General features: G+C 68.3%; 22 protein-coding genes and 1 pseudogene. 7 read left to right on the top strand and 16 right to left on the bottom strand.

Going from position 1 to position 22478, the window contains the following annotated elements:
* Positions 1–9 precede the first annotated feature (9 nt).
* From rpoN to argS, 6 genes are all read right to left on the bottom strand, one after another.
* Positions 10–1620, bottom strand: a complete 1611-nt coding sequence (gene rpoN / locus QTI51_RS31410; RefSeq protein WP_286517146.1) for an RNA polymerase factor sigma-54 — start codon at positions 1618–1620, stop codon at positions 10–12.
* A gap of 17 nt (positions 1621–1637) precedes the next feature.
* Entirely contained in the window at positions 1638–2432 is a 795-nt protein-coding gene (gene lptB, locus QTI51_RS31415; protein WP_116912413.1) for an LPS export ABC transporter ATP-binding protein, read from the bottom strand.
* Positions 2429–3154 (bottom strand): lipopolysaccharide transport periplasmic protein LptA, encoded by a 726-nt coding sequence (gene lptA / locus QTI51_RS31420; protein ID WP_286517145.1) that lies wholly within the window; start codon positions 3152–3154, stop codon positions 2429–2431. Before lptA ends, lptB begins: the two co-directional genes overlap by 4 nt.
* 143 nt (positions 3155–3297) lie before the next feature.
* The gene (locus QTI51_RS31425; RefSeq protein ID WP_116912415.1) at positions 3298–3945 is read right to left on the bottom strand and encodes a thiol:disulfide interchange protein DsbA/DsbL; all 648 of its coding nucleotides are present in this window, start codon (positions 3943–3945) and stop codon (positions 3298–3300) included.
* Positions 3946–4084: 139 nt separating this feature from the next.
* Positions 4085–4837 carry an SPOR domain-containing protein gene (locus QTI51_RS31430; RefSeq protein ID WP_286517144.1) on the bottom strand — a complete coding sequence of 251 codons (753 nt, stop codon included), beginning with the start codon at positions 4835–4837 and terminating at the stop codon, positions 4085–4087.
* An 8-nt stretch (positions 4838–4845) separates the two neighbouring features.
* Positions 4846–6531 carry an arginine--tRNA ligase gene (argS, locus tag QTI51_RS31435; RefSeq protein WP_286517143.1) on the bottom strand — a complete coding sequence of 562 codons (1686 nt, stop codon included), beginning with the start codon at positions 6529–6531 and terminating at the stop codon, positions 4846–4848.
* A 135-nt stretch (positions 6532–6666) separates the two neighbouring features.
* Here argS and QTI51_RS31440 point away from each other — a divergent pair, with 135 nt between their 5' ends.
* Positions 6667–7011 (top strand): hypothetical protein, encoded by a 345-nt coding sequence (locus QTI51_RS31440; RefSeq protein ID WP_116912417.1) that lies wholly within the window; start codon positions 6667–6669, stop codon positions 7009–7011.
* Positions 7012–7093: 82 nt separating this feature from the next.
* Here the strand turns inward: QTI51_RS31440 and QTI51_RS31445 are convergent, their stop codons facing one another.
* The 5 genes from QTI51_RS31445 to QTI51_RS31465 all read right to left on the bottom strand — a co-directional run bounded on the left by QTI51_RS31445 (position 7094) and on the right by QTI51_RS31465 (position 11778).
* A complete protein-coding gene (locus QTI51_RS31445; RefSeq protein WP_116912418.1) occupies positions 7094–7546 on the bottom strand; it encodes a DUF2214 family protein in 453 nt (150 codons plus the stop codon).
* Between the two features lie 80 nt (positions 7547–7626).
* Positions 7627–8553, bottom strand: a complete 927-nt coding sequence (locus tag QTI51_RS31450; RefSeq protein WP_116912419.1) for a LysR family transcriptional regulator — start codon at positions 8551–8553, stop codon at positions 7627–7629.
* A 90-nt stretch (positions 8554–8643) separates the two neighbouring features.
* A complete protein-coding gene (locus QTI51_RS31455) occupies positions 8644–9624 on the bottom strand; it encodes a Bug family tripartite tricarboxylate transporter substrate binding protein (protein ID WP_286517142.1) in 981 nt (326 codons plus the stop codon).
* A gap of 5 nt (positions 9625–9629) precedes the next feature.
* A complete protein-coding gene (locus tag QTI51_RS31460; protein ID WP_116912421.1) occupies positions 9630–10838 on the bottom strand; it encodes a CaiB/BaiF CoA transferase family protein in 1209 nt (402 codons plus the stop codon).
* Positions 10831–11778: a hydroxymethylglutaryl-CoA lyase gene (locus QTI51_RS31465; RefSeq protein ID WP_286517141.1), complete on the bottom strand. Its 948-nt coding sequence runs from the start codon at positions 11776–11778 to the stop codon at positions 10831–10833. Before QTI51_RS31465 ends, QTI51_RS31460 begins: the two co-directional genes overlap by 8 nt.
* A gap of 161 nt (positions 11779–11939) precedes the next feature.
* Here QTI51_RS31465 and QTI51_RS31470 point away from each other — a divergent pair, with 161 nt between their 5' ends.
* Positions 11940–12680: an IclR family transcriptional regulator gene (locus tag QTI51_RS31470; protein WP_286517140.1), complete on the top strand. Its 741-nt coding sequence runs from the start codon at positions 11940–11942 to the stop codon at positions 12678–12680.
* A 141-nt stretch (positions 12681–12821) separates the two neighbouring features.
* On the opposite strand, the pseudogene hisC reads toward QTI51_RS31470, so the two are convergent.
* Positions 12822–13805 (bottom strand): annotated as a pseudogene (gene hisC / locus QTI51_RS31475) (histidinol-phosphate transaminase); the annotation flags it as partial.
* 203 nt (positions 13806–14008) lie between these two features.
* Here hisC and QTI51_RS31480 point away from each other — a divergent pair.
* A complete protein-coding gene (locus tag QTI51_RS31480) occupies positions 14009–16183 on the top strand; it encodes a malate synthase G (RefSeq protein ID WP_286517139.1) in 2175 nt (724 codons plus the stop codon).
* Positions 16184–16233: 50 nt separating this feature from the next.
* On the opposite strand, the gene QTI51_RS31485 is transcribed toward QTI51_RS31480, so the two are convergent.
* Positions 16234–17445: a PDDEXK nuclease domain-containing protein gene (locus QTI51_RS31485; protein WP_286517138.1), complete on the bottom strand. Its 1212-nt coding sequence runs from the start codon at positions 17443–17445 to the stop codon at positions 16234–16236.
* Between the two features lie 181 nt (positions 17446–17626).
* Here QTI51_RS31485 and QTI51_RS31490 point away from each other — a divergent pair, with 181 nt between their 5' ends.
* A complete protein-coding gene (locus tag QTI51_RS31490) occupies positions 17627–18958 on the top strand; it encodes an MFS transporter (RefSeq protein WP_286547673.1) in 1332 nt (443 codons plus the stop codon).
* Positions 18959–19007: 49 nt separating this feature from the next.
* Here QTI51_RS31490 and QTI51_RS31495 read toward each other — a convergent pair whose 3' ends face one another.
* A complete protein-coding gene (locus tag QTI51_RS31495) occupies positions 19008–19766 on the bottom strand; it encodes a hypothetical protein (protein ID WP_286517136.1) in 759 nt (252 codons plus the stop codon).
* Positions 19759–19986 (bottom strand): hypothetical protein, encoded by a 228-nt coding sequence (locus QTI51_RS31500; RefSeq protein WP_116912428.1) that lies wholly within the window; start codon positions 19984–19986, stop codon positions 19759–19761. The genes QTI51_RS31495 and QTI51_RS31500 overlap by 8 nt, the downstream gene beginning before the upstream one ends.
* 196 nt (positions 19987–20182) lie before the next feature.
* Between QTI51_RS31500 and QTI51_RS31505 the strand changes: the two genes are divergently transcribed.
* Positions 20183–20404, top strand: a complete 222-nt coding sequence (locus QTI51_RS31505) for a hypothetical protein (protein WP_286517135.1) — start codon at positions 20183–20185, stop codon at positions 20402–20404.
* On the top strand, positions 20401–20979 hold the full coding sequence (locus QTI51_RS31510; protein WP_116912429.1) for a fasciclin domain-containing protein: 579 nt from the start codon (positions 20401–20403) through the stop codon (positions 20977–20979). Before QTI51_RS31505 ends, QTI51_RS31510 begins: the two co-directional genes overlap by 4 nt.
* Before the next feature lie 86 nt (positions 20980–21065).
* On the opposite strand, the gene QTI51_RS31515 is transcribed toward QTI51_RS31510, so the two are convergent.
* Positions 21066–21995 carry a LysR substrate-binding domain-containing protein gene (locus QTI51_RS31515; RefSeq protein ID WP_286517134.1) on the bottom strand — a complete coding sequence of 310 codons (930 nt, stop codon included), beginning with the start codon at positions 21993–21995 and terminating at the stop codon, positions 21066–21068.
* An 82-nt stretch (positions 21996–22077) separates the two neighbouring features.
* On the opposite strand from QTI51_RS31515, the gene QTI51_RS31520 reads away from it, so the two are divergent.
* Positions 22078–22434: a DUF2917 domain-containing protein gene (locus QTI51_RS31520; RefSeq protein ID WP_286517133.1), complete on the top strand. Its 357-nt coding sequence runs from the start codon at positions 22078–22080 to the stop codon at positions 22432–22434.
* Positions 22435–22478: the final 44 nt, after the last annotated feature.

A 22478-nucleotide genomic window follows, 5' to 3' on the forward strand; every position in this document is an offset into this window, starting at 1 on the left:
GCCGGCTTTCTACAGGGCCTTGCGCAGGTTGGCGGGCGCGATGCGCAGCGCCTCGCGGTACTTGGCCACGGTGCGGCGCGCGCACTCGATGCCCTGCTCTTTCAGCATCTCGGAAATCTGGCTGTCCGACAGCGGCTTCTTGATGCTCTCGGAGCTCACGAACTGCTTGATGAGCGCGCGCACCGCGGTGCTCGACGCGTTGCCGCCGGTCTCGGTGCCCAGCGCCGAGCCGAAGAAGTACTTCAGCTCGACCGTGCCGAACGGCGTGGACATGTACTTGGCCGTGGTCACGCGCGAGATGGTCGACTCGTGCAGGCCCAGCTCGTCGGCAATTTCGCGCAGCACCAGCGGGCGCATGGCCAGCTCGCCGTGCACGAAGTAGCTCTTCTGCCGCTCCACGATGGCGTTGCTCACGCGCAGGATGGTGTCGAAGCGCTGCTGGATGTTCTTGATGAACCATCGCGCCTCCTGCAGCCGCTGCGACAGCGCCTGGCTGCCCTCGCCCTTGTGCGCCTTGAGCGCGCCGGCGTAGATGTCGTGCACGCGCAGCCGCGGCATGACCTCGGGGTTGAGCATGACGCGGAACTTGACGTTGGTGCCGCGACCGGTCTTGGTGACGATCACGTCGGGAATGACGATGTTGCGCTCGACGTCGACAAAGCGCCGGCCCGGCTTGGGCTCCAGCCGCGCGATGACCTGCAGCGCCGAGCGCACCAGGTCTTCGTTGGTGCGCGTGAGCGTGGCCAGGCGCTTGAAGTCGCGCCGCGCGAGCAGCTCCATGGGCTGCTTGCAGATGGCGATGGCGGTCTTGCGCACCAGCGCTTCTTCTTCGGTCTCGTCCTCGCTGGCCATGCCGCGCAGCTGGATGCTCAGGCATTCGCCCAGGTCGCGCGCGCCAACGCCGGCGGGCTCCAGGCTCTGCAGCAGGCCCAGCGCCACCTGGAAGTGGTGCACCAGGTCGTCGAACTGGTCGTTGTCGTCGCCGGCCAGGCCCGAGGCGAGCGCGGGCAGCGAGTCTTCGAGGTAGCCGTCGTCGTTGAGCGACTCGATCAGGAAGCGCAGCGCGGCGTGGTCGTTCTCGCCCAGGCGCAGGCTGAGCACTTGGCGGTGCAGGAAGGACTGCAGCGACTCCTGGCTGCGCGCGAGCTCGGTGGCGTCGGCGCGCTCGTCGTCGCCCAGGTTGTTCTGGCGCGCGGGGGCGTCGCTGCCCCACTCGCTGTCGTCGGGCGCCATGTCGACGGTGCCGTCGCCTTCCCAGTCGGGCTCGCGCTCGGTGATCTCGGTGGCGGGGCCGTCGGACTCGGCGGTGCTGGTGGTGCTCTCGGTGGACGCGGTGCTGCTGCTGGCGGTGGGCGCGGAGAAATCGCTTTCGCCATCACCTCCATCACCGCTGCCGCCGTCGCTGTCGTCGCGCGGCACCGGCGCGTCGGCCGTGTCGAGCCCGAACTCCTCGCGCGCGGCTTCTTCCGCGGTGCGTTCGAGGAACGGGTTCTCGTCCAGCATCTGCTCCACCTCCTGGCTCAGTTCGAGCGTGGAGAGCTGCAGCAGCCGAATGGACTGCTGCAGCTGTGGCGTCAATGCCAGATGCTGCGAGACGCGAAGGGACAGCCCTTGCTTCATGGAGAGCCCACCCGCCCTTACATCCGGAAGTGCTCGCCCAGGTACACGCGTCGTACCTCGGCGTTGTCGACGATCTCCGAAGGCGTGCCTTGTGCCAGCACATGCCCGTCGCTGATGATGAACGCGTGGTCGCAGATGCCCAGCGTCTCACGCACGTTGTGGTCGGTGATGAGCACGCCGATGCCACGTTCCTTCAGGAAACTGATGATCCGCTGGATCTCGATCACCGCGATCGGGTCGATGCCGGCAAAGGGCTCGTCCAGCAGGATGAAGCGCGGCTGCGTGGCCAGAGCGCGGGCAATTTCCACGCGGCGGCGCTCGCCGCCGGACAGCGCGAGCGCGGGCGAATCGCGCAGGTGGTCCACCCGCAGGTCGGCCAGCAGCTCGGACAGGCGCTCTTCGATGTGCGCCTTGGACAGCGGCGCCAGCTTGCCGCTGGCGTCGGGCTCCTGCTGCAGCTCGAGCACGGCGCGCACGTTTTCCTCGACCGTGAGCTTGCGGAAGATCGAGGCTTCCTGCGGCAGATAGCTCAGGCCCATGCGGGCGCGCCGGTGAATGGGCATGTGGGCGATGGGCTCGCCGTCGATGGTGATGTCGCCGGCGTCGGCGCGCACCAGCCCGACGATCATGTAGAACGAGGTGGTCTTGCCCGCGCCGTTGGGCCCGAGCAGCCCGACGACTTCGCCCTTCTGCACGTCGAGCGAGACGTCCTTCACGACCGTGCGGCTGCCGTAGCTCTTCTTCAGGCCGCGCGCGACCAGGCGGCTGCCCGGGGTGCCGTTGGCGTCCTGCGTTCCAGCGGTTTCGATCACTTGCGGGTTTCTCCGTCGTCGCTGAGCGTGGTGCTCGGGCGCAGGCCCTTGCCGGGCGCCGGGGTGGGTGCCGGCGGCGCCGCCTTGGCACCGGCGGGAGCGCCGGGGGCCGCGGCGCCGGGCGCGGTCGCGGCCTTGGGCGTGAGGATGGTCTTCACGCGCCCGCCCGGGGTGGACGCGTTGACGGCGGTGTTCGCCGGCACGGTGGAACCGTTGACGGTGTAGGTGTCGTTGCTCTGGTCGTAGACGATCAGCGCGCCCTGGCTCTCGTCGTTCGGCGTGGCGCCCAGCAGGCGGCGCATGACGGCGTTGCGGATGAACTTGACGTTGTCGGCGCGGCTGTCGTACTCGATGACTTCCGACTCGCCCTCGATCCACTCGTCGGGCGCGTTGCGCTTCTGCTTGTAGTAAGCGCGCTTGCCCGGGGCCGCGGTGACCACGCCGTACTGGTAGCCCTCGGCGTCCTGGCGCACGTCCATGCGCGCGCCGCGGATGATGATCGTGCCCTTGGTCACCAGCACGTTGCCGGTGAACACGCTCGTCTGCTTGAGGTCGTCGTAGCGCATGGCGTCCGACTCGATGTTCATCGGCTTGGTGCGGTCGGCGGTTTCCGCCACGGCGCCCGAGGCGAAGCCGGCCAGCAGGAACGCGGCGGCGGCCAGGCGGGCGAGGCGGCCCAGGCGATGCAGGAGGGGAGTGGTGGGGTAAGAATGCAATGTCATAGAGGCACGAAACTTGCTCGGCATTGTATGCGGCTGATTGCGTCAGCCCCGCACGCACAGATGAAAAAGCCCGCCGAAGCGGGCCATGTATCCCTTGCAAAAAGGGAGAAAGACTGCGCCGGAAGCCGCGCGCAGCCTCGGGCTCAGCCCTTCTTGGCTTCGCCGATCAGGTAGTTCACCACCTGGAGGACCTTGGTCATGTTACCGGCGGTCTCGCCATCCACATACCAGCGCCCGGCCACGGCCATCGCGGGCACGCCGGCCACCTTGTAGGCGTCGGTCATCTGCGAGGCGCGCTTGGCCTTGCTGGCCACGCCGAAGGAGGTGAAGGTTTCCTTGAACTTGGCGCCGTCCAGGCCGTTGGCCGTGGCCCAGGCAATGATGTTGGCGTCGCCGTTCACGTTCTGGCGCTGGGCATGGATGGCGTTGAACACCTTCGGCTGGTACTCGTCGACCTTGCCCATGGCTTCGAGCGCGTAGTACAGGCGCTGCTTGGCTTCCACGTCGTTGCCCACGAACGGCACCGGAATGCGGCGGAAGGCGACTTCCTTCGGCAGCGTCTTGACCCAGGCTTCGAGCGACGGCTCGAAGTCGTTGCAATGCGGGCAGTTGTACGAGAAGAACTCGACCACCTCGATCTTGCCGGCCGGTGCGTCGACCGGTGCGCGCTTGTCGAGCACCAGGTACTCGGTGCCGGCCTTGGGCGCGCGCGCCTGGGCGTGGGCCGGGTTGGCGGCCAGGGACAGCAGCCCGAGCGAAGTGGCGGCGAGCGAAAAGTCACGACGTTTCATTGAAAGGGTTCTCCAGTTGGTACGGCAGTACTGAGCCGGCGCGCGGCGGGGAGTTCCCCTGCCGCCGGCGCGCCCGGGGCCGTGAATGGTGGCGGCAAACGCCGCGGCGCGAAGCTTAAGGGCTAATCGTGTCAGCGTGTCAGCGCTGCACGCGCACCAGCGCCGACTCCATGCCGCCGCCGTCCAGGCGGTCCTTCAGGCGGTCGGCGTCGTCCTTCTTGTTGAACGGGCCGGCGCGCACGCGGTACACGGTGCGGCCCGCCTGCTCGCGCTCGGTGACCTTGGCCTCCACGCCCATCAGCGACAGCTTGGCGCGCTGCGCCTCGGCGTCGTCGGTGGTGCGGAAGGCGCCGGCCTGCACGAAGTACATGAACGGATCGGCGCCGGAGGTGGAGGCCGCCGCGGTGCTGTTGTTGCTGCTGCTCGGTGCGGCCGAAGCGGTGGTCACGCTGCCCGAGCGTGCCCGGGCCAGGTCGCCCAGCGGATCGTTCGACGGCGGCAGCGCATTGGCTTCGGCCGGCACCGGGGCCGCGCGCGTCGGCTTGGGCGCGACCACCACGGGCACCGGCGGCGCGGTCGTGGGCGGCGGGCTGCCGGGCGCCACGGCGGCGGTGGCCGGCTCGCCGGTCACGGGGTTGACCGGGCCGGTGGCGGCCGGCGCGGGCCTGGCGACCCCGGCCTTGCCGGCCAGGGGCGCGTTCGGGTCCCAGTCGCGGTTCTTGCGGGCTTCGGCCTCGTCCTGCTCGGCGCCGCCCTTCTGGGTCTTGGTCACGAACGGGATCGGCACCTTGGTCACGTAGACCGCGATGCCCAGCGCGACGCCCAGGCCGAGCACCAGCCCGATGATCAGGCCGATGACGATGTTGCCGCGTTGTCTGGTTGTCTTCTTCATGGTGAGGTTCACATCTTGCTCGGCGCACTGACGCCGAGAATCGCGAGGCCATTGTGCAGCACCTGCGCGGTCGCGGCGACCAGCGCCAGGCGGGCCAGCTTGACCTTCTCGTCGTCCACCAGGATGCGCTCGGCGTCGTAGTAGCTGTGGTAGCTGGCGGCCAGTTCGCGCAGGTAGAAAGTGACGTCGTGCGGCGCGAAATCCTTGGCCGCGGCGGTGAGCATGGCCGGGTACTTGGCCAGCAGCAGCATCAGCGCCTGGGCGGCCGGGCTTTCCAGCGGCGACAGGTCCACGCCCTTCAGCGTGGCCGCGTCGCCGCCCCAGCCGGCCAGCACCGAGCAGATGCGCGCATGCGCGTACTGCACGTAGTACACCGGGTTGTCGTTGTTCTTCGCGACGGCCAGGTCGACGTCGAAGGTGTACTCGGTGTCGGGCTTGCGGCTCAGCAGGAAGAAGCGCACGGCGTCGGTGCTGGTCCACTCGATCAGGTCGCGCAGCGTGACGTAGCTGCCCGCGCGCTTGCTGATCTTGACCTCTTCGCCGCCCTTCATCACGCGCACCATGGTGTGCAGCACGTAGTCGGGGTAGCCCTCGGGAATGCCTTCGCCCGCCGCCTGCAGGCCGGCGCGCACGCGCGCGATGGTGCCGTGGTGGTCGGTGCCCTGGATGTTGATGACCTTGTGGAAGCCGCGCTCCCACTTGGCGATGTGGTACGCGACGTCGGGCACGAAGTACGTGTACGTACCGTCCTGCTTCTTCATCACGCGGTCCTTGTCGTCGCCGTAGTCGGTCGAGCGCAGCCACAGCGCGCCGTCCTGCTCGTAGGTCTTGCCGGCGGCCACCAGCTTCGCGACGGCGGCCTCGACGCGCCCGCTGGTGTACAGGCTGGACTCCAAGTAGTACTGGTCGAAGCGCACCCGGAAGGCCTGCAGGTCGAGATCCTGCTCGCGGCGCAGGTAGGCCACGGCGAACTCGCGGATGGCATCCAGGTCCTCGATGTCGCCGCTGCCGGTGACTTCGCGGTCTTCGGACTTGACCGTTTTCTTCGCCTTGAAGTCGGCCGCGATCTCGGCGATGTAGTCGCCGTTGTACGCGGGCGCCTTCTCGCCGCTGGGCCATTCGGCGTCGCCGGGCTTGAAGCCGCGCGCGCGCAGCTGCGTGCTGTTGGCCAGCGTCTGGATCTGCACGCCGGCGTCGTTGTAGTAGTACTCGCGCCACACGCTCTCGCCCTGCGAGGCGCGCAGGTTGCAGATGGCGTCGCCCAGCGCCGCCTGGCGGCCGTGGCCCACGTGCAGCGGGCCGGTCGGGTTGGCCGAGACGAACTCCACCAGCACCTTCTCGCCCGTGGCCGGCTGCTGGCCGAAGCCCGCGCCCGCCGACAGCACCTCGCGCACGATCTGCTGCTTGGCAGAGGTCTTCAGGCGGATGTTGAGGAAGCCGGGGCCGGCGATCTCGATGGCCTCGACCCATCGGGAAAAAGCGGGGGTGGCGAGCAGCGCGGTGCTCAGGCGCTCGGCCAGATCGCGGGGCTTCTGGCCCAGCGGTTTGGCGAGCTGCATGGCGGCCGTGCTGGCGAAATCGCCATGGGCAGCCACCTTGGGCGACTCGAACGCGGCTTTGGAGCCAGCGCCGGGCGAGAGGGATTCGAGCGTGTTCGCGAGCGCCGCGAGCAGCTCCTGTTTGACCAATAGCATCCGGGAATTTTACCGGGGGCAAACCCGGACTCAGTTGACGATCGTCATCCGATTGTTGCCTTGACCCGTTAGGGTGGTCTGCCCCGGGGCGGGGCACCTGTCACACCACCCAACCTTGCAAGGACACATCCCATCATGAAGAAGCTCCTTTCCCTGGTCGCCTCCACCGTCGCGCTCGGCGCCTGCCTCTCGTTCAGCGCCTTCGCGCAGGACAAGGCCGCCGCACCCGCGGCCGCCCCCGCCGCCATGGCGGCACCCGCTGCCGGCGCCACCTGCGACGCCAAGGCCGTGGACAAGAACGGCAAGCCCCTGGCCGGCGCCGCCAAGGCCAGCTCCATCAAGAAGTGCGAGAAGGACACCAAGGCCGCCGCCGCTCCCGCCTGCGCCACCAAGGCGGTCGACAAGAACGGCAAGGCCCTGGCCGGTGCCGCCAAGAACAGCTTCATGAAGAAGTGCGAAGCCGACGCAGCCAAGGGCTGACCGCACGCCCACGGCGCGCCGAACGCGCTGTCGAAGAGGCCCGCCGCGTGCGGGCCTTTTTCATGGAGTCGCCGCGTGGGCGTTACTTGCCGAAGCCCCGCGCGAAGAACACCGCCACCAGCGGGATCACCGCGATGATGTGCGCCTGCATCATCACCAGCCGGCGCGTCTTCTTGATGTCGGCTTCCACCGGCAGCTTGCCGGTGGCGCGCAGCGTCTTGCGCCAGCGGAAATAGGTGAGCGTCGGAAAGATAGACAGCACGCCCACGATGATGAAAAGCCCCAGCTTCACGTGCAGCAGCGGGTTGGTCCAGTACCACGCCGTGCCCTTCACGCCCCACACGGTGCGTGCGATGCCGGTGGCCAGCACCGCGATGGCCGCAATGCCGTAGACCATGTCGAGCCTGGCCAGCCGCTCCACCACCGCGGCGTTGAGCCACTGCACGCGGCACAGGGCCGCTTCGCTGGAGATGAACACGACCATCGTGAGGATGGCCAGGATGTGCAGGTACGCGAGGATGGCTTCGAGCGTCATTCGATGGCTTTCTTCTCAATGCAGTGGGGTTTGCAATTGAGGACAGATTGTGCCGCCGCGAAGCCGTCGTTGCCCTGAAGCTACGCCCTGCCGCCCCAGAATTCCGGATTGCCGTACTGCGCCTTCAGGAAGTCGAGCCACAGCCGCACGCGCAGCGGCAGGTGCTTGGCGCCCGCGAACACGGCGTAGATGCCGTTGGGCGGCGCGGCGAATTCGTCGAGCAGCGGCACCAGCAGGCCGGCGTCGATCTCGGCCTCGACCTCCCAGGTGCTGCGCCAGGCGATGCCGTGGCCGGCCAGGCACCAGTCGTGCAGCACCTGGCCGTCGGAGCAATCGAGCGGGCCGCTGGGGCGCAGGTGAATCAGTTCCTGCGCGCCGCCCTCGGTGGTGATGCGAAAGGCCCAGCCGCGGGTTTGCGAGGCGTCGCTCGACAGCGTCAGGCACGCGAAGCGCGACAGCTCGCCGGGGTGCTTCGGCTTGCCGTGGCGCCGCACGAACTCCGGCGTGGCGACGCAGCGGCGGCGGTTGTCGGCCAGCCGCACGCTCACCAGCGAAGAGTCGGGCAGGTCGCCCACGCGCACCGCGCAGTCGAAGCTCTCGCCGGTCACGTCGACCACGCGGTCGCTCAGGTTCAGCGAAATGGTGACCTCCGGGTGCAGCGCATGAAAGCGCGGCACCAGCGGCGCGACGTGGCGGCGGCCGAAGCCGGCCGGCGCGGTCACGCGCAGGTGGCCGCTGGCCTTGACGCCGCCGGCGCTCACGCTGGCCTCGGCATTGGCGAACTCGGTGAGCAGCCGCTGGCAGTCTTCGAGAAAGGCGCTGCCCTCGTGCGTGAGCGTGATGCGCCGCGTGGTGCGCACCAGCAGCTTCACGCCCAGCCGCTCTTCCAGCGCGTCGAGCCGGCGGCCCATGATGGCGGGCGCCACGCCCTCGGCCTTGGCCGCGGCCGTGAGCCCGCCCCGGGTCGCGACCGAGACGAAGGATTCGAGCTGCTTCAAGCGGTCCATGGGGCGGAAACTATATCGTCCTCATCGTCCTGTATCCGTCCGCCCGCCGGGCAGGCACCGCCTGTTCGCGCCAGCCCGGTACTTTGGGGTTTATTCCGGGCGAACGCCGGCCGAGCGCACCGCTGCGCCCCAGCGCGCGTGTTCCGCCTTGATGTACTGCGCCGCCTGCTCCGGGCTGCCGCCGACGGGCGTGCTGCCCTCGGCCAGCAGCTGCGAAATGGTGGCGGGCTTGGCCAGCGCCTTGTCGACGGCGGCGTTCAGCTTCTTCACGATGTCGGGGCTGGTGCCGGCCGGCACGACCAGCGCCTTCCAGTCCACGGCCTCGAAGCCCTTGTAGCTCTCGGCCACGGTCGGCACGTCGGGCATCACCGGCAGGCGCTTGGCCGAGGTGACGGCCAGCGCGCGCAGCTTGCCGCCCTTCACCATGGCCAGCGCGCCCTGCGGCGTGGCGAACATGCAGTCGGTCTGGCCGCCCAGCAGGTCGGTGATGGCGGGCGCCGCACCCTTGTACGGCACGTTCAGCACCTTGAAGCCCGCGCGCTGCGCCAGCACCTCGCCGGCCATGTGGCCCAGCGTGCCGGTGCCCGCGAGCGCCTGCTTGATCTCGCCGGGCTTGGCCTTGGCGGCGGCGACCAGTTCGGCCAGCGACTTGTAGGGCGAGTCCGCGCGCACCACCAGCACCACCGGCTGCGAGGCCACCACCGCCACCGGCAGCAGGTCTTTCAGCGCGTCGTAGGGCATCTTGGGGAACAGCGTCGGGTTGATCGCCAGGTTGGCGGTCTGGCCCAGGCCGACGGTGTAGCCGTCGGGCTTGGCCTTGGCGACCACGTCCATGCCGATGTTGCCGTTGCCGCCCGCGCGGTTGTCGACGATGAAGGTCCACCTGGTGTCGTCGGCGAGCTTCTGCGCGACGAGGCGCGCCACGATGTCGGTGGCGCCGCCGGGCGTGTAGGGCACGACCAGGCGCACGGGCTTGTCGGGCCAGGCGGTGTCGGCCAGGACGGCGGTTGCGTTCAGGCATGCCGCAGCCGCGGCGCAGGCGAGCAGTGCGCGCCGGTTGATCAAATACATGGGGGTCAGTCTCCGAAGGTGATGTGTCGTGTCTGGAGCGCAGCGATGTCTTCGTCGCTGTAGCCCACTTCTTTCAGCAGCTCGCGGCTGTGCTCGCCGATGTGCGGCGGCTGCAGCCGGATGCCGGGGCGCTCGCCGTCCAGCGTGAACGGCGCCAGCGGCACCTTGGCCATGCTGCCGTCGTTCATGCGCACCGGGGCCAGGCCGCCGGTGGCGTTCAGGTGCGGGTCGTCGAACAGGTCCTGCGGCTTGGTGATGGGGGCGAAAGGCAGCTCGTGCTGCTCGAACACCGCCGCGAGCTCGGCCGCGCTGTGGTCGGCCAGGTGCGAGCGCAGGATGGGCATCATCCATTCGCGGGCGCGCACGCGGTCGTTGTTGGTCTTCAGGCGCGGGTCGGCCAGCATGTCTTCCAGGCCGAAGGCCTTGCAGAAGATGGCCCACTGCTTGTCGCTCACGGCCGCCAGGAAGATCTGCTCGCCGTCCTTCACGGTGAACACGTCGTACACGGCCCAGGCCGAGATGCGGCTGGGCATCGGGTCGGCGGGCTTGCCGGTGGCGGCGAACTGCATCATGTGCTGCGCCACCAGGAACACGTTGTTCTCGAACAGCGCCGACTGCACCTCGCAGCCCTTGCCCGTGAGCTCGCGCTGGCGCAGCGCGGCCATGGCGCCGATGGCGCCGAACATGCCGCCCATGATGTCGTTCACGCTGGTGCCCGCGCGCAGCGGGTCGCCCGAGCGGCCGGTCATGTAGGCCAGGCCGCCCATCATCTGCACCACCTCGTCGAGCGCGGTGCGGTGGTCGTACGGGCCGGGCAGGAAGCCCTTGTGGCTCACGTAGATGAGGCGCGGGTTGAGCTTGGCGAGCGTGTCGTAGTCGAGCCCCAGCTTCTTCATGGTGCCGGGCTTGAAGTTCTCGCTCACGATGTCGGCCGTGGCGATGAGCCGCAGCGCGGCCTCCACGCCTTCGGGCTGCTTCAGGTCGAGCGCGATGCTCTTCTTGTTGCGGTTGAAGGTCGGGAAGAAGCCCGAGCCCGAGCCCAGCAGGCGGCGCGTGTTGTCGCCCTCGATGGGCTCGACCTTGATCACCTCGGCGCCCAGGTCGGCCAGCAGCAGGCCGCAGGTCGGGCCCATGACCATGTGGGTGAACTCGACGACGCGCACGCCGGCGTAGGGCAGCGGGTGGGCGGCGTTGGCTGTGTTGGCTTCAGACATGTGCGGTGTGTTCCTGGGCAAGACCTTGGACGAAGCCCTTGGGCAGGCCGGCTTCGGGCGTCATGCCGTAGACCGGTTCGCCCGGCAGGCCGGCCATGAGCGGCGCGCGCGCCGCGATGAGTTTCTGGATGTCGATGCCGGTGCGCACGCCCATGGCCTCGAACATGAAGACCAGGTCTTCGGTCACGGCGTTGCCCGACGCGCCCGGCGCATAGGGGCAGCCGCCGAGGCCGCCGAGCGAGGCGTCGAAGGTGCGCACGCCCTCGTCCCACGCGGCCAGGCAGTTCGCGATGCCCAGGCCGCGCGTGTTGTGCATGTGCGCGGCGCCCGCGTGTTGGCCGAGCTCGGCGCGCAGGCGCCTGAACAGGCGGCGCACCTGCGCGGGGTTGGCGTAGCCCACGGTGTCGGACAGGCCCGATTCGTCGGCGCCCGCTTCGATGCACTGCGCGGCCAGGCGGATCACGTCGTCCTCGGGCACCAGCCCCTGCAGCGTGCAGCCGAAGGCGGTGGAAATGCCGGCTTCGAGCTTCACCTGCGGCGCGATGGCGCGGCGCAGCTCGGCGATGGCGCGCACCTCCTCGACCATTTCTGTCGGTGTCTTGCGCACGTTGGCCAGCGAATGCGCCACGCTGGCCGACACCGGCATCGTGAGCTTGTGCACGCCCGCCTCGAGCGCGGCCTGCGCGCCCTTTCGGTTGGGCACCAGCGCCATCACCACGAGGCCGGGCAGCGTGACGGCGTGGCGCACCACGTCGGCGGCGTCGGCCATCTGGGGCAGCAGCTTCGCGGGAACGAAGGAAGCGACCTCGATCTCGCGCACGCCGGCGGCGTAGAGCGCGTCGATCCAGCGCAGCTTGTCGGCGGTCGGCATGGTGGCCTTGACCGATTGCAGGCCGTCGCGCGGGCCGACCTCGCTGATGAGGACGTCGGGGGATGTCATTGGATTCGTCTCCTTGAAGCGACCTGTGGGTGGGTTGCTTGACAGTTCTATCTTACAGAACTAAATTCCGTTAAACAGAATTAGACCGCTGATCGACTTTCACTGTCAAGTCCGTGGGCACCCGCTCGCGGCACGCCGCCACCCCACGCCACCCCCACGCCATGCCACGCAAAGCCCAGACCGAATCGGTTTCCGACCTCAACGCCGCCCCCGGCGGTGCCGCCGCCGTCGACCGCGCGCTCAGCCTGCTCTCGGCCTTCCAGCCGGGCGACGAGGCGCTGTCGCTCGCGCAGTTCGCCGAGCGCACGCAGCTCTACAAGAGCACCGTGCTGCGCCTGCTGGCTTCGCTGGAACATGCGCGGCTGATTCGCCGGCAGGACGACGGCCGGTACGCGCTGGGCATGGAAATCGCGCGGCTGCACGGGCTGTACGCCGCCTCGCAGTCGCTGGAGCACATCGTGCTGCCGGTGCTGCGCGCGCTGGCCGCGGCCACCGGCGAAAGCGCGGCGTACCACGTGCGGCAGGGCCAAGGTGACGGCTGGGCGCGGCTGTGCCAGTTCAGGGTCGATTCGTCGCACGTGGTGCGCGACCACGTGCGCGCGGGCGACCTGCTGCCCAACGACCGGGGCGCGGGCGCGCGGGTGCTGATCGCCTTCGGCCCGCCGGCCGGCCTGCCGCGCGGCGCGAAGGAGCGCGCGCTGTACGAGGGCATTCGCGCGCAGGGCTACTGCGCGCTGGTGGGCGATCGAACGGCCGAGCTGGCGGGCATCTCGGCGCCGGTGTTCCATGCGGACGGCAGCCTTGCGGCGGCCGTGACGCTGACGATGCCCACGCATCGCTATGACGAGCGGTACATCGAGCCTGTGCGTGCGGCGGCGAAGGAGCTGGGCGGGCTGGTCTGAGGGGGAGTGCCTTGCTCCTTCCCCTTCCGGGGGAAGGTTGGGATGGGGGCGAGCGGCGCTCGCCTTGCCCGCGGCGCTCGATCGACCGCCGCGTGCCCCCACCCCTGCCCTCCCCGGCAGGGGAGGGAGAAATTCAACGACTCAGCCCAGCGCCGCCAGCACCGCCTTGTTCTGCTCCGGCAACCCCACAGTGATGCGCAGCCATTCCGGCAGCCCATAGTTCCCGAGCAGCGACACCTCGATGCCAGCCGCCAGCAGCCGTGCGTGCACGGCCTGCGCGTCGCCCACCCGCACCATCAAAAAGTTGCCCGACGACGGCACGAAGCTCAACCCCAGGGCCTGGAAGCCCGCCGCCAGTTGCTCGCGCCCCGTCGTGTTGAGCGCGTAGGTACGAGCCAGAAAGTCCGCATCGCCCAACGCCGCCACCGCAGCGGCCTGCGCCGGCGTCGTCACGTTGAAGCGCGGGCGCTGCGCGTTCATGCGCAAGGCCAGCGGGGGCTGCGACACGCCGTAGCCGATGCGCAGCCCCGCCAGCCCGAAGGCCTTGGAGAAGGTGCGCGCCACGACCAGGTTCGGCAGGCGCCGCACCCATTCGACGCTGTCGTAGCGCTGCGCGGGCGACAGGTACTCGGTGTAGGCCTCGTCCAGCAGCACCGTCACGTGCGAGGGCACCGACTGCAAGAAGGCCAGCAGCGGCGCGGCGTCGATGAAGGTGCCGGTCGGGTTGTTCGGGTTGGCGACGAACACCAGCCGGGTGTCGTCGCCGATGGCGGCGCGCATCGCGTCCAGGTCGTGGCCGAACTCGCGCGCCGGCACGACGGTGGCGCGCGCGTGGGCGTGCGCCGTGGCCTGCGCATAGACGATGAAGCCGTACTGCGAATAGACGACGCCCTCGCCCGGCTTCAGGCTCACCTGCGCCGCGAGCTCGAGCAGCTCGCTCGATCCGCTGCCGAGCGTGAGCCAGTCGGGCGGCACGTCGAGGCGGGCCGCCAGCGCCTTCTTCAGCGCGGTGCCGTTGCTGTCGGGGTAGTTGCCGGCGCCCTCGAGCGCCGCGGCCGCCGCGCGGCGGGCCGACTCGGGCATGCCGAGGGGGTTTTCATTGGAGGCGAGGAGGATCATGGAGGCGGGGCCCGGATTTGCTTAAGAAGTTAAATATATCCGGCAGCGCCATGGTCCTTATCGGTGCCTACCCTTTGCACCTGGCGTCGGGCCACCGTCGATTACCTTCATTTTTGTCACAGATAAATCTCGCCCGCACCTCTTACTGCCCAGCAAAGTATCGAATAAAGTTCATCCCAAGATTGCATCTTTCTCAAGGAGAAACCCCCATGACCGCACGCACCACCGCCCACGGACTCCAGGTCGCGACCGAGCTCCACCGCTTCATCGAGGACAAGGTCCTGCCCGCCACCGGCGTGGCCAGCGACGTGTTCTGGAAGGGCTTCGACGCCATCGTCAGCGACCTCGCCCCGAAGAACATCGCCCTGCTCGCCGAGCGCGACCGCCTGCAGACCGAGCTCGACGCCTGGCACAGGAAGAACCCCGGCCCGATCGGCGACATGCCCGCGTACCGCGCCTTCCTCGAGAAGATCGGCTACCTGCTGCCGGCCCCCAAGGGCGCCAAGGCCACCACCGAAAACGTCGACTCCGAACTCGCGCTGCAGGCCGGCCCGCAGCTGGTGGTGCCCATCCTGAACGCGCGCTACGCGCTGAACGCGGCCAACGCGCGCTGGGGTTCGCTGTACGACGCGCTCTACGGCACCGACGCCATCTCCGAAGCCGACGGCGCTGAAAAGGGCAAGGGCTACAACCCCGTGCGCGGCGCCAAGGTCATCGAGTTCGCGCGCAACGTGCTCGACCAGGCCGCGCCGCTGGAAAACGGTTCGCACAAGCAGGCCACCGGCTACAGCGTGAAGGACGGCAAGCTGGTCGTCGCGCTGCAAAGCAGCAGCACCGGCCTGGCCGACGCCTCGCAGTTCATCGGCTACCAGGGCGACGCCACGGCGCCGTCCTCGGTGCTGCTGAAGCACAACGGCATTCACCTGGACATCCGCATCGACCGCGGCACGCCCATCGGCAAGACCGACGCGGCCGGCGTGAGCGACCTGGTGCTCGAAGCCGCGCTCTCGACCATCCTCGACCTGGAAGACTCGGTGGCCGTGGTCGATGCCGCCGACAAGGTGGTCGCGTACGCGAACTGGCTCGGCATCGTCGAGGGCACGCTGACCGAAGAAGTCGCCAAGGGCGGCAAGACCTTCACGCGCGGCCTGAACGCCGACCGCGAATACACCGGCGCCGACGGCAAGGCCGTGAAGCTGCACGGCCGCTCGCTCATGTTCCTGCGCAACGTGGGCCACCTGATGACCAACCCGGCCATCCTCTACGCAGGTGGCAAGGAGATCCCCGAAGGCATCCTCGACGCCGTGGTGACCACCACCATCGCCACCATCGACCTGAAGCGCAAGGGCAACTCGCGCACCGGCAGCATCTACATCGTCAAGCCGAAGATGCACGGCCCGGCCGAAGTGGCCTTCGCGAGCGAGCTGTTCGGCCGCGTCGAACAACTGCTGGGCCTGCCGGCCAACACCGTGAAGCTCGGCATCATGGACGAAGAGCGCCGCACCAGCGCGAACCTGAAGGCCTGCATCGCCGAGGCGGCCGCCCGCGTGGCCTTCATCAACACCGGCTTCCTCGACCGCACCGGCGACGAGATGCACACCGCCATGCAGGGCGGCCCGATGATCCGCAAGGGCGACATGAAGTCCAGCGCGTGGATCGGCGCCTACGAGAAGAACAACGTGCTGGTCGGCCTCTCGTGCGGCCTGCGCGGCAAGGCCCAGATCGGCAAGGGCATGTGGGCCATGCCCGACCTGATGGCCGCGATGCTCGAACAGAAGATCGGCCACCCCAAGGCCGGCGCCAACACCGCCTGGGTGCCCTCGCCCACCGCCGCCACGCTGCACGCGCTGCACTACCACCAGGTGAGCGTGACCGCGGTGCAGCAGGAGCTGGAGAAGATCGACGCCGACGCCGAGCGCGACAACATCCTCGACGCGCTGCTGCAGGTGCCCATCGCCGCCGAGGCGAAGTGGACCGATGCCGAGAAGCAGCAGGAAATCGACAACAACGTGCAGGGCATCCTGGGCTACGTGGTGCGCTGGATCGACCAGGGCGTGGGCTGCTCGAAGGTGCCCGACATCCACAACGTGGGCCTGATGGAAGACCGCGCCACGCTGCGCATCTCCAGCCAGCACATCGCCAACTGGCTGCTGCACGGCGTGGTGACCAAGGCGCAGGTCGACGAGACCTTCCAGCGCATGGCCAAGGTGGTGGATGAGCAGAACGCGGGCGACGCGCAGTACCTGCCGATGGCCGGGCACTTCGACACCTCGGCCGCATACAAGGCGGCGCAGGACCTGGTGTTCAAGGGCATCGAGCAGCCCAGCGGCTACACCGAGCCGCTGCTGCACGCATGGCGCCTGAAGGTCAAGGGCGAGGCTTGATGCCTGGTCAGGCAAGGCCATGAAACGACGGCACCTTCGGGTGCCGTTTTTCATGCGCGCGGCTTGGCCTTCCTGGGAGTCGTCTTGATTGGTGGTGCTTCGGACAATTGTCGGAATTCACGGCGCAACTCCCGCTCAAGCTCCTGTTCGGTTGGAAGATGCAATTGGTAGCGGCTCGTGAAAATGTTGCGCTCCTGCTGCTCGCCCAAGGTGTATCTCACGACCGCGTCGTTTTTGTCCGGGCAGAGGATCACGCCCAAAGTCGGGTTGTCGCCTTCAGTACGGCGCTCACGATCGAAGTAGTTCACGTAGAACTGGATCTGGCCGAGATCACCATGCGTCAGCTTGCCGACCTTGAGGTCGATGAGCACGTAGCACTTGAGCACGGCGTGATAGAAGACCAGATCGATGTAGAAATGATCGCCGTCGATGGTGATGCGTTCCTGACGCGACACGAAAGCAAAGCCCTTGCCCAGTTCGAGCAAAAAGGTTTGCAAGTTGTCGATAAGCGCTTGCTCGAGCTTGGACTCGACCAGCTTCGGAGACTCTGGCAGATCGAGAAATTCGATGACCATCGGATCTTTCAGCACGTCGAGCGGTCGGGCCACCTCTTGGCCGTGCGTTGCCAGACGCATCAATCCCTTCTTGTCCTTGCTTTTTGCCAGGCGGTCATACAAAAGGCTCGCCGCTTGCCGCTGAAGTTCACGCACCGACCATGCGTTGCGTATCGCTTCGATCTCGTAGAACGCACGCGCTTCCGGTCTTGTCACTCGCAAAAGTTGGCGGTAGTGGCTCCATGAAAGAGAAGGGCTCAGCTCTCCGGGATGCCAATCGGTGCTTCCGCTGGATTCCCGAGACGGCGTCTCGGAATTCGTCTGGAGAGGCAAAGCTGGCGGCATCATCAATTTCCGAGATACCGTGTCGGAAATAAGCTGCGGAAAATCCAGGTAGAACTGCCTGAAGGCTTCAAGGTTGTCCACGGAATAGCCGCGTCCAAACTCGGCGTTCAAGCGCGCCGACAGTTCCGCAAGCAGCTTGGTGCCGTAGTCCGCCCTTCGCTGTCCACGCTGCTCTTCCTCGACGATCTCGCGCCCGATCAGCCAGTTGGCAGCAACCTGTGTCGTGTTGACGGTACGCGCCAAGCCAACACGCGCGGCATCCAAAATTTCGCGCACACGGCTGAAAAGCGGCGGCGAACCCGAAACCGCGTTGACACCGGCTGGCTTGGTCGCACGGGGGCGGGAAGTAGAGGGAGTTGCCAAGGAAGTGCTTCTGACAAGTTGTTGGGAAATTATGGAGGCACGCCAGAATGAAATCGATCAACTCTATTTCCTCGGAAACAGCACTGATCGGTAGACATCGGTCTGTCGCGCAGCGTGCAACGCAGCGCGCCTCGATCCATTAGCATTCAGGCCGCCTCCTCTTTCCCCCCGGCCTCCCCTCATGAACCCGAACGCGGCACCCCAGCCCGCGGAGCGCACCGGCGACGCCGCTGCGAACTCACGCCCTTCCCTTTTGCCTCGCTTGTCTCGTTTTTCAAATTGGTCGTCCTCGGCCTCGGCCATGCTGGTCGCGCTGGTCTCGGCCTTCGCGCTGAGCCAGGCATTCCGCACGGTCGGCGCCATGATGGCCACGCCGCTCACCGGCCACTTCGGCCTCACGCCGCAGCAGCTCGGCATCTGGGCGGGCACCTTTCACTTCGCGTTCGGCATCATGCAGCTCGCGATGGGCGTGTCCATCGACATGTTCGGCGTGCGCCGCACGGTGCTCACCGCGTTTCCGCTCGCCGTGGCGGGCGCGGCGCTGTGTGCCGTGGCACCCAACTACCACGCGCTGCTGCTGGGGCAGGCGCTGATCGGCGTGGGCTGCGCGCCGGCCTTCCTGGCCTGCACGGTGTTCATCGCGCGGCACTTCGACGCCTCGCGCTTCACGGCCATGTCGGGGCTGGTGATGAGCATGGCCGGGCTGGGCATCGTGTTCACCGGCACGCCGCTGGCGCTGCTGATCGAAGCCGCCTCGTGGCGCGCGGGCTATGCGGTGCTGGCCGGCGTGGCGGTGCTGTCGTGGCTGGTGATCTTCTGGCGCGTGCGCGAGCCTGCACATGCTGCGGTCACTGCGGTCACTGAGAGCGCACCGGCCGCGCCGGCCGAACGCCAGTCGCTCGGCAAGGCCGTGCGCGAGCTGCTGCCGCTGTTCGCGATGCCGCACACGCTGGGCCTGGTCTGCTTCGCCTGCGTGTCGTATGCCGCGTTCATCACGCTGCGCGGCCTGTGGCTGGGCCCGGTGCTGCACGAGCGCCATGGCCTGTCGCTGGTGGCCAGCGGCAACGTGGCGCTGGTGATGACGGTGGCCGGCATGATCAGCCCCGCGCTGTTCGGCCGCATGGACCCGGGCGGCACCGCGCGCACGCGCTGGATGATGGGCTGCGCGCTGGCTGGCGCATTGATGTTCGCGGCCATGGCATTCACGAATTCGCGCGCGGTCGACATCGGCCTGCCGATCGTCTACGGCCTGCTCTCCGGCTACAGCGTGCTGCAGTACGCGTACACCAAGAACGCCTACCCCGCGGCCATGACGGGCCGCGCGCTGGCGCTGATGAACATGGCGATGTTCCTCGGCGTGTCGCTCATGCAATGGACCACCGGCGTGGCCGCGTCGTGGGCCGTCGACCACGGCGCAGAGCCGTTTCGCGCAGTGTTCCTCACGGTGGCCGGCATGCTGGCCGCGGGGACGCTGGCGTTCCTGGTGCTACCGCGCGCGCAAGGCGTGCGCTAAGTCCCAAGCTCGCGCGCAAGGCTCCGCAACAACGCCGGCCGCGTGGCCCTCACTGCGCATCGCCCAGCCGCGCACGCACCTCGCGGCGGCTCAACTGCCGCTTGCCCACGGCATACACGAACGCACGCGCATAGCTCACCGGCCGGTACGACATGCCTTCCATGACGTGGCACACGCCATGGCGCGTCACCAGGCAGCCGCGCATCACGTCGAAGCGCTTGTCGTTGTCGGCCACGCCGCTGGAGGGAAACGCCGCCAGGCGCACCTCGAACCAGCAGCCGTCGACCCGATGCCACTCGGTGAAGTCGTCCACGACCACGCGCTCCGGCGGCTGCGCCCTGCGTTGCTCGGCGGCGCGCTGCCGCGCTTTCTTCAGCCGCAGCCGGTTGGGCAGCAGGATGCCGGTGGCCGGGTGCACGAACAGCTCGACGCGCGGCGCGTCGGCAAGCGGCACGTGCGCGCGGTTCCACCGGTGCGAAGGCACCCACACCTCGCCGTCGCGCAGCACCGCCTTGCGTTCGACGAAGTCGTCGATGTGCTCGAAGATGTGCGCCTGCACCGTGCTGCGACGATCGATGCCGCTGCACAGTTGCGCGTACACCTTGTCCCACGGCCGGTGCACCTGCTTGTGCAGCCAGCGCCTGAGCGGCGCGAGGTTTTCGTTGAGCCCCTTCGGGCGGTCGTAGCCGCGCTTCATGCCCAGGTGCGAACCACGCTCGCGGCTGTTGCGAAAGCCGCGCCCGTCGCCCTGCACGCCGCCGCCACGGCGCGGCCGCTCGACGATGACCTTGCTCATGTCGTCACGCATCGTCGCCTCCGCGTCCCACGCTGCGCGCGGCCTTCTGCAACGCCACCTTCTGCGCACGCCGCTCCGCGCGGTGCGTGCGCAGGTGGCGCCCGGCGCCCTGGCTGGACTCGCGGCGCGCCATCGCGGCCACCACGGGATTGCGAGGTGCCGCATTCGGCACCGAGAAATAAAACCGGCCCAGACGCTTGTCGTCGTCGCGGGCCCTTCGTTGAGCACTCATATGTGCGCACACTCCAGAAACAGAAAAGCCCCGGCGAATGGCTGCGCGGGGCCTTTGTCGATGGGCCTCGGCGGGTGCGTGGATGCACATCCGGCCGGGGCGGTCGGTGTGCGGGTCAGGTGTTCAGGAAACGGTTCATTGATTGCGTTGTGCGCCCGGGAGGTCGATCGTCACCGGGCGCGGTGAAAAGAAACTGTTGCTGAAAAACGAAGGGCGGATTCTGTCGAGCACGCGTTCGATGCGCAAGCGCGCCCTGCGCGGCTGTGGCGCAAAGCCGACGCGCCACAAATCTGAAACCGGGTGCGAATCCAAACGCGAAGCGCTGCCGTATTCGATTCAAGCGCATCGCGCCTCCGAGCTGATGGCGGTTTCCACAGACACCTTCCAAGAACCATTTCTATCCAGGAGCCTTCAATGAAAAAACTCATGATTGCAGTCGGCGTTTCGGTCCTGCTCGGCGCTTGCGCGGGCGGCATGGGCATGAGCGGCAGCGGCAGCACGGCGATGTCGTCGAACCCGATGGTCGGCGGCGCCGCGATGTACCCGACGAAGGACATCGTCGACAACGCCGTCAACTCCAAGGACCACACCACGCTGGTGGCCGCCGTGAAGGCCGCGGGCCTGGTCGACACGCTGAAGAGCCCGGGTCCGTTCACCGTGTTCGCGCCCACCAACGCCGCCTTCGCCGCGCTGCCGGCCGGCACCGTCGACACGCTGCTCAAGCCCGAGAACAAGGCCACGCTGACCAAGGTGCTCACGTACCACGTGGTGCCCGGCAAGATGGACGGCCCGGCCCTCATGAGCGCCATCAACGCAGGCGGCGGCAAGGCCGTGCTGAAGACCGCCAGCGGCGGCACGCTGACCGCCACCATGAGCGGCAAGGACGTGCTGGTGACCGACGCCAAGGGCGGCACCGCGATGGTGACCATCGCCAACGTGTACCAGTCGAACGGCGTGATCCACGTCGTGAACAAGGTGCTGCTGCCAGGTTGAGCGCTTTAAGCGCAGGGCGCCGGCGCGGCGGGCTTTCATAGGCATAGCCTCGCCGCCCTCATCTCCTGCGCTTCATTTCTTGCGCTTCATTTCCTGCGCGTCATCTCCTCCGCTTCATCGCGCAGCCACTGCGCGAACTCGAGCGCGTCGCGGTTGCCCGCGGCGCGCTTCGACGTTTCGACGAAGTAGCCGCGTCGCGACACGACCTGCTCGCCCAGCGGCGCCACCAGCCGACCGTCGCGCAGCAGTTCGCGAAGCAGCGGCAGCCTCCCGATGACCACGCCTTGCCCCGCCACCGCGGCGGCCACGGCGTCGGCGTATTGCGTGAAGCGCAGCGTGCTCTTCATGCGCAGGTCTTCCAGCCCCATCACCTTCAGCCACGGCTCCCAGTCGGCCAGCGGCGCCTCGCTGTGGTCGGGGTACTCGACCGTCAGCAGCGTGAGCTGGGCCAGGTCGGCCGGCGTGCGCAAGGCGTCGGCCAGCGCGGGCGAACACAGCGGCACCACCGACTCCTCGAACAGCGCGGGCCCCACGCCCCTGCCGATGGGCGTGAGTCGTACCGCGATGTCGATGCGGCTGCGCTCCATGTCGAGCACGTCGAGCGTGGCCGACACGCGCACGTCCACCTGCGGATGGCTGCCGGTGAAGCGCGCGAGCCTGGGAATGAGCCACAACGACGCGAAGCCCGGCGTGGTGGTGATCGCGACCTGGCGCGGCGCGGAGGCCGCGCGCACGCGCGCCGTGGCGTCGCGCAGCCGCTCCAGGCTGTCGGTGACGGCGCGCTGCAGCACGCCGCCGGCCTCGGTGAGCGCAAGCGCGCGGTGCCGGCGCTCGAACAGCGCCACGCCCAGGCTGGCCTCCAGCTGCTGCATCTGGCGGCTCACCGCGGACTGCGTCAGGTGCAGTTCGCCGGCGGCCAGGGTGAAGCTCAGGCGCCGCGCGGCGGCCTCGAAGCTGCGCAGCAGTTCGAGCGGCGGCAGCTCGGCGGCGGAGGCTTTCGCATTCTCTGGATGCATGCAACGAGTTCCGAATGACCGCGTGTAAAGGGCGGGCCGGCTCACTATATTCATTCGTATCCCGAATGCAATGGAGCTTGCCATGAGCACCACCTTCACCACTTACGCCGCCTTTTCTTCCTGCCCCTCCTCGGACGCCTCGCGCTTCCACGTCAGCCTGCCGCACCGCGCGGTCTTCGCCGTGCCCGACGGCGCGGGCGTGGGCATCGAATGCCGCAGCGGCTCGGTGTGGGTCACGCTGGACCGCGACCCGCGCGACATCGTGCTGGCGCCCGGCGAGCGCTTCGAAAGCGACGAGCACCGGCGCGTGCTGGTCTCCGCGCTGGAGGCCTCGTGCATCACCGTGTCCGACGCGCAGCCCGCGGCCATTCCGCTGGCGCGCCGCACGCAGGCGCGGTCGCCTTGGCGACTTCTGCCCCACGGGTTGTCCCCGGCTTGACCGGCCCCCGTGGGCGTCGAACCATCGATGCCCATGAGTCCCGA

The sequence above is a fragment of the Variovorax sp. J22G73 genome (assembly GCF_030317035.1).
Classification (GTDB): domain Bacteria; phylum Pseudomonadota; class Gammaproteobacteria; order Burkholderiales; family Burkholderiaceae_C; genus Variovorax.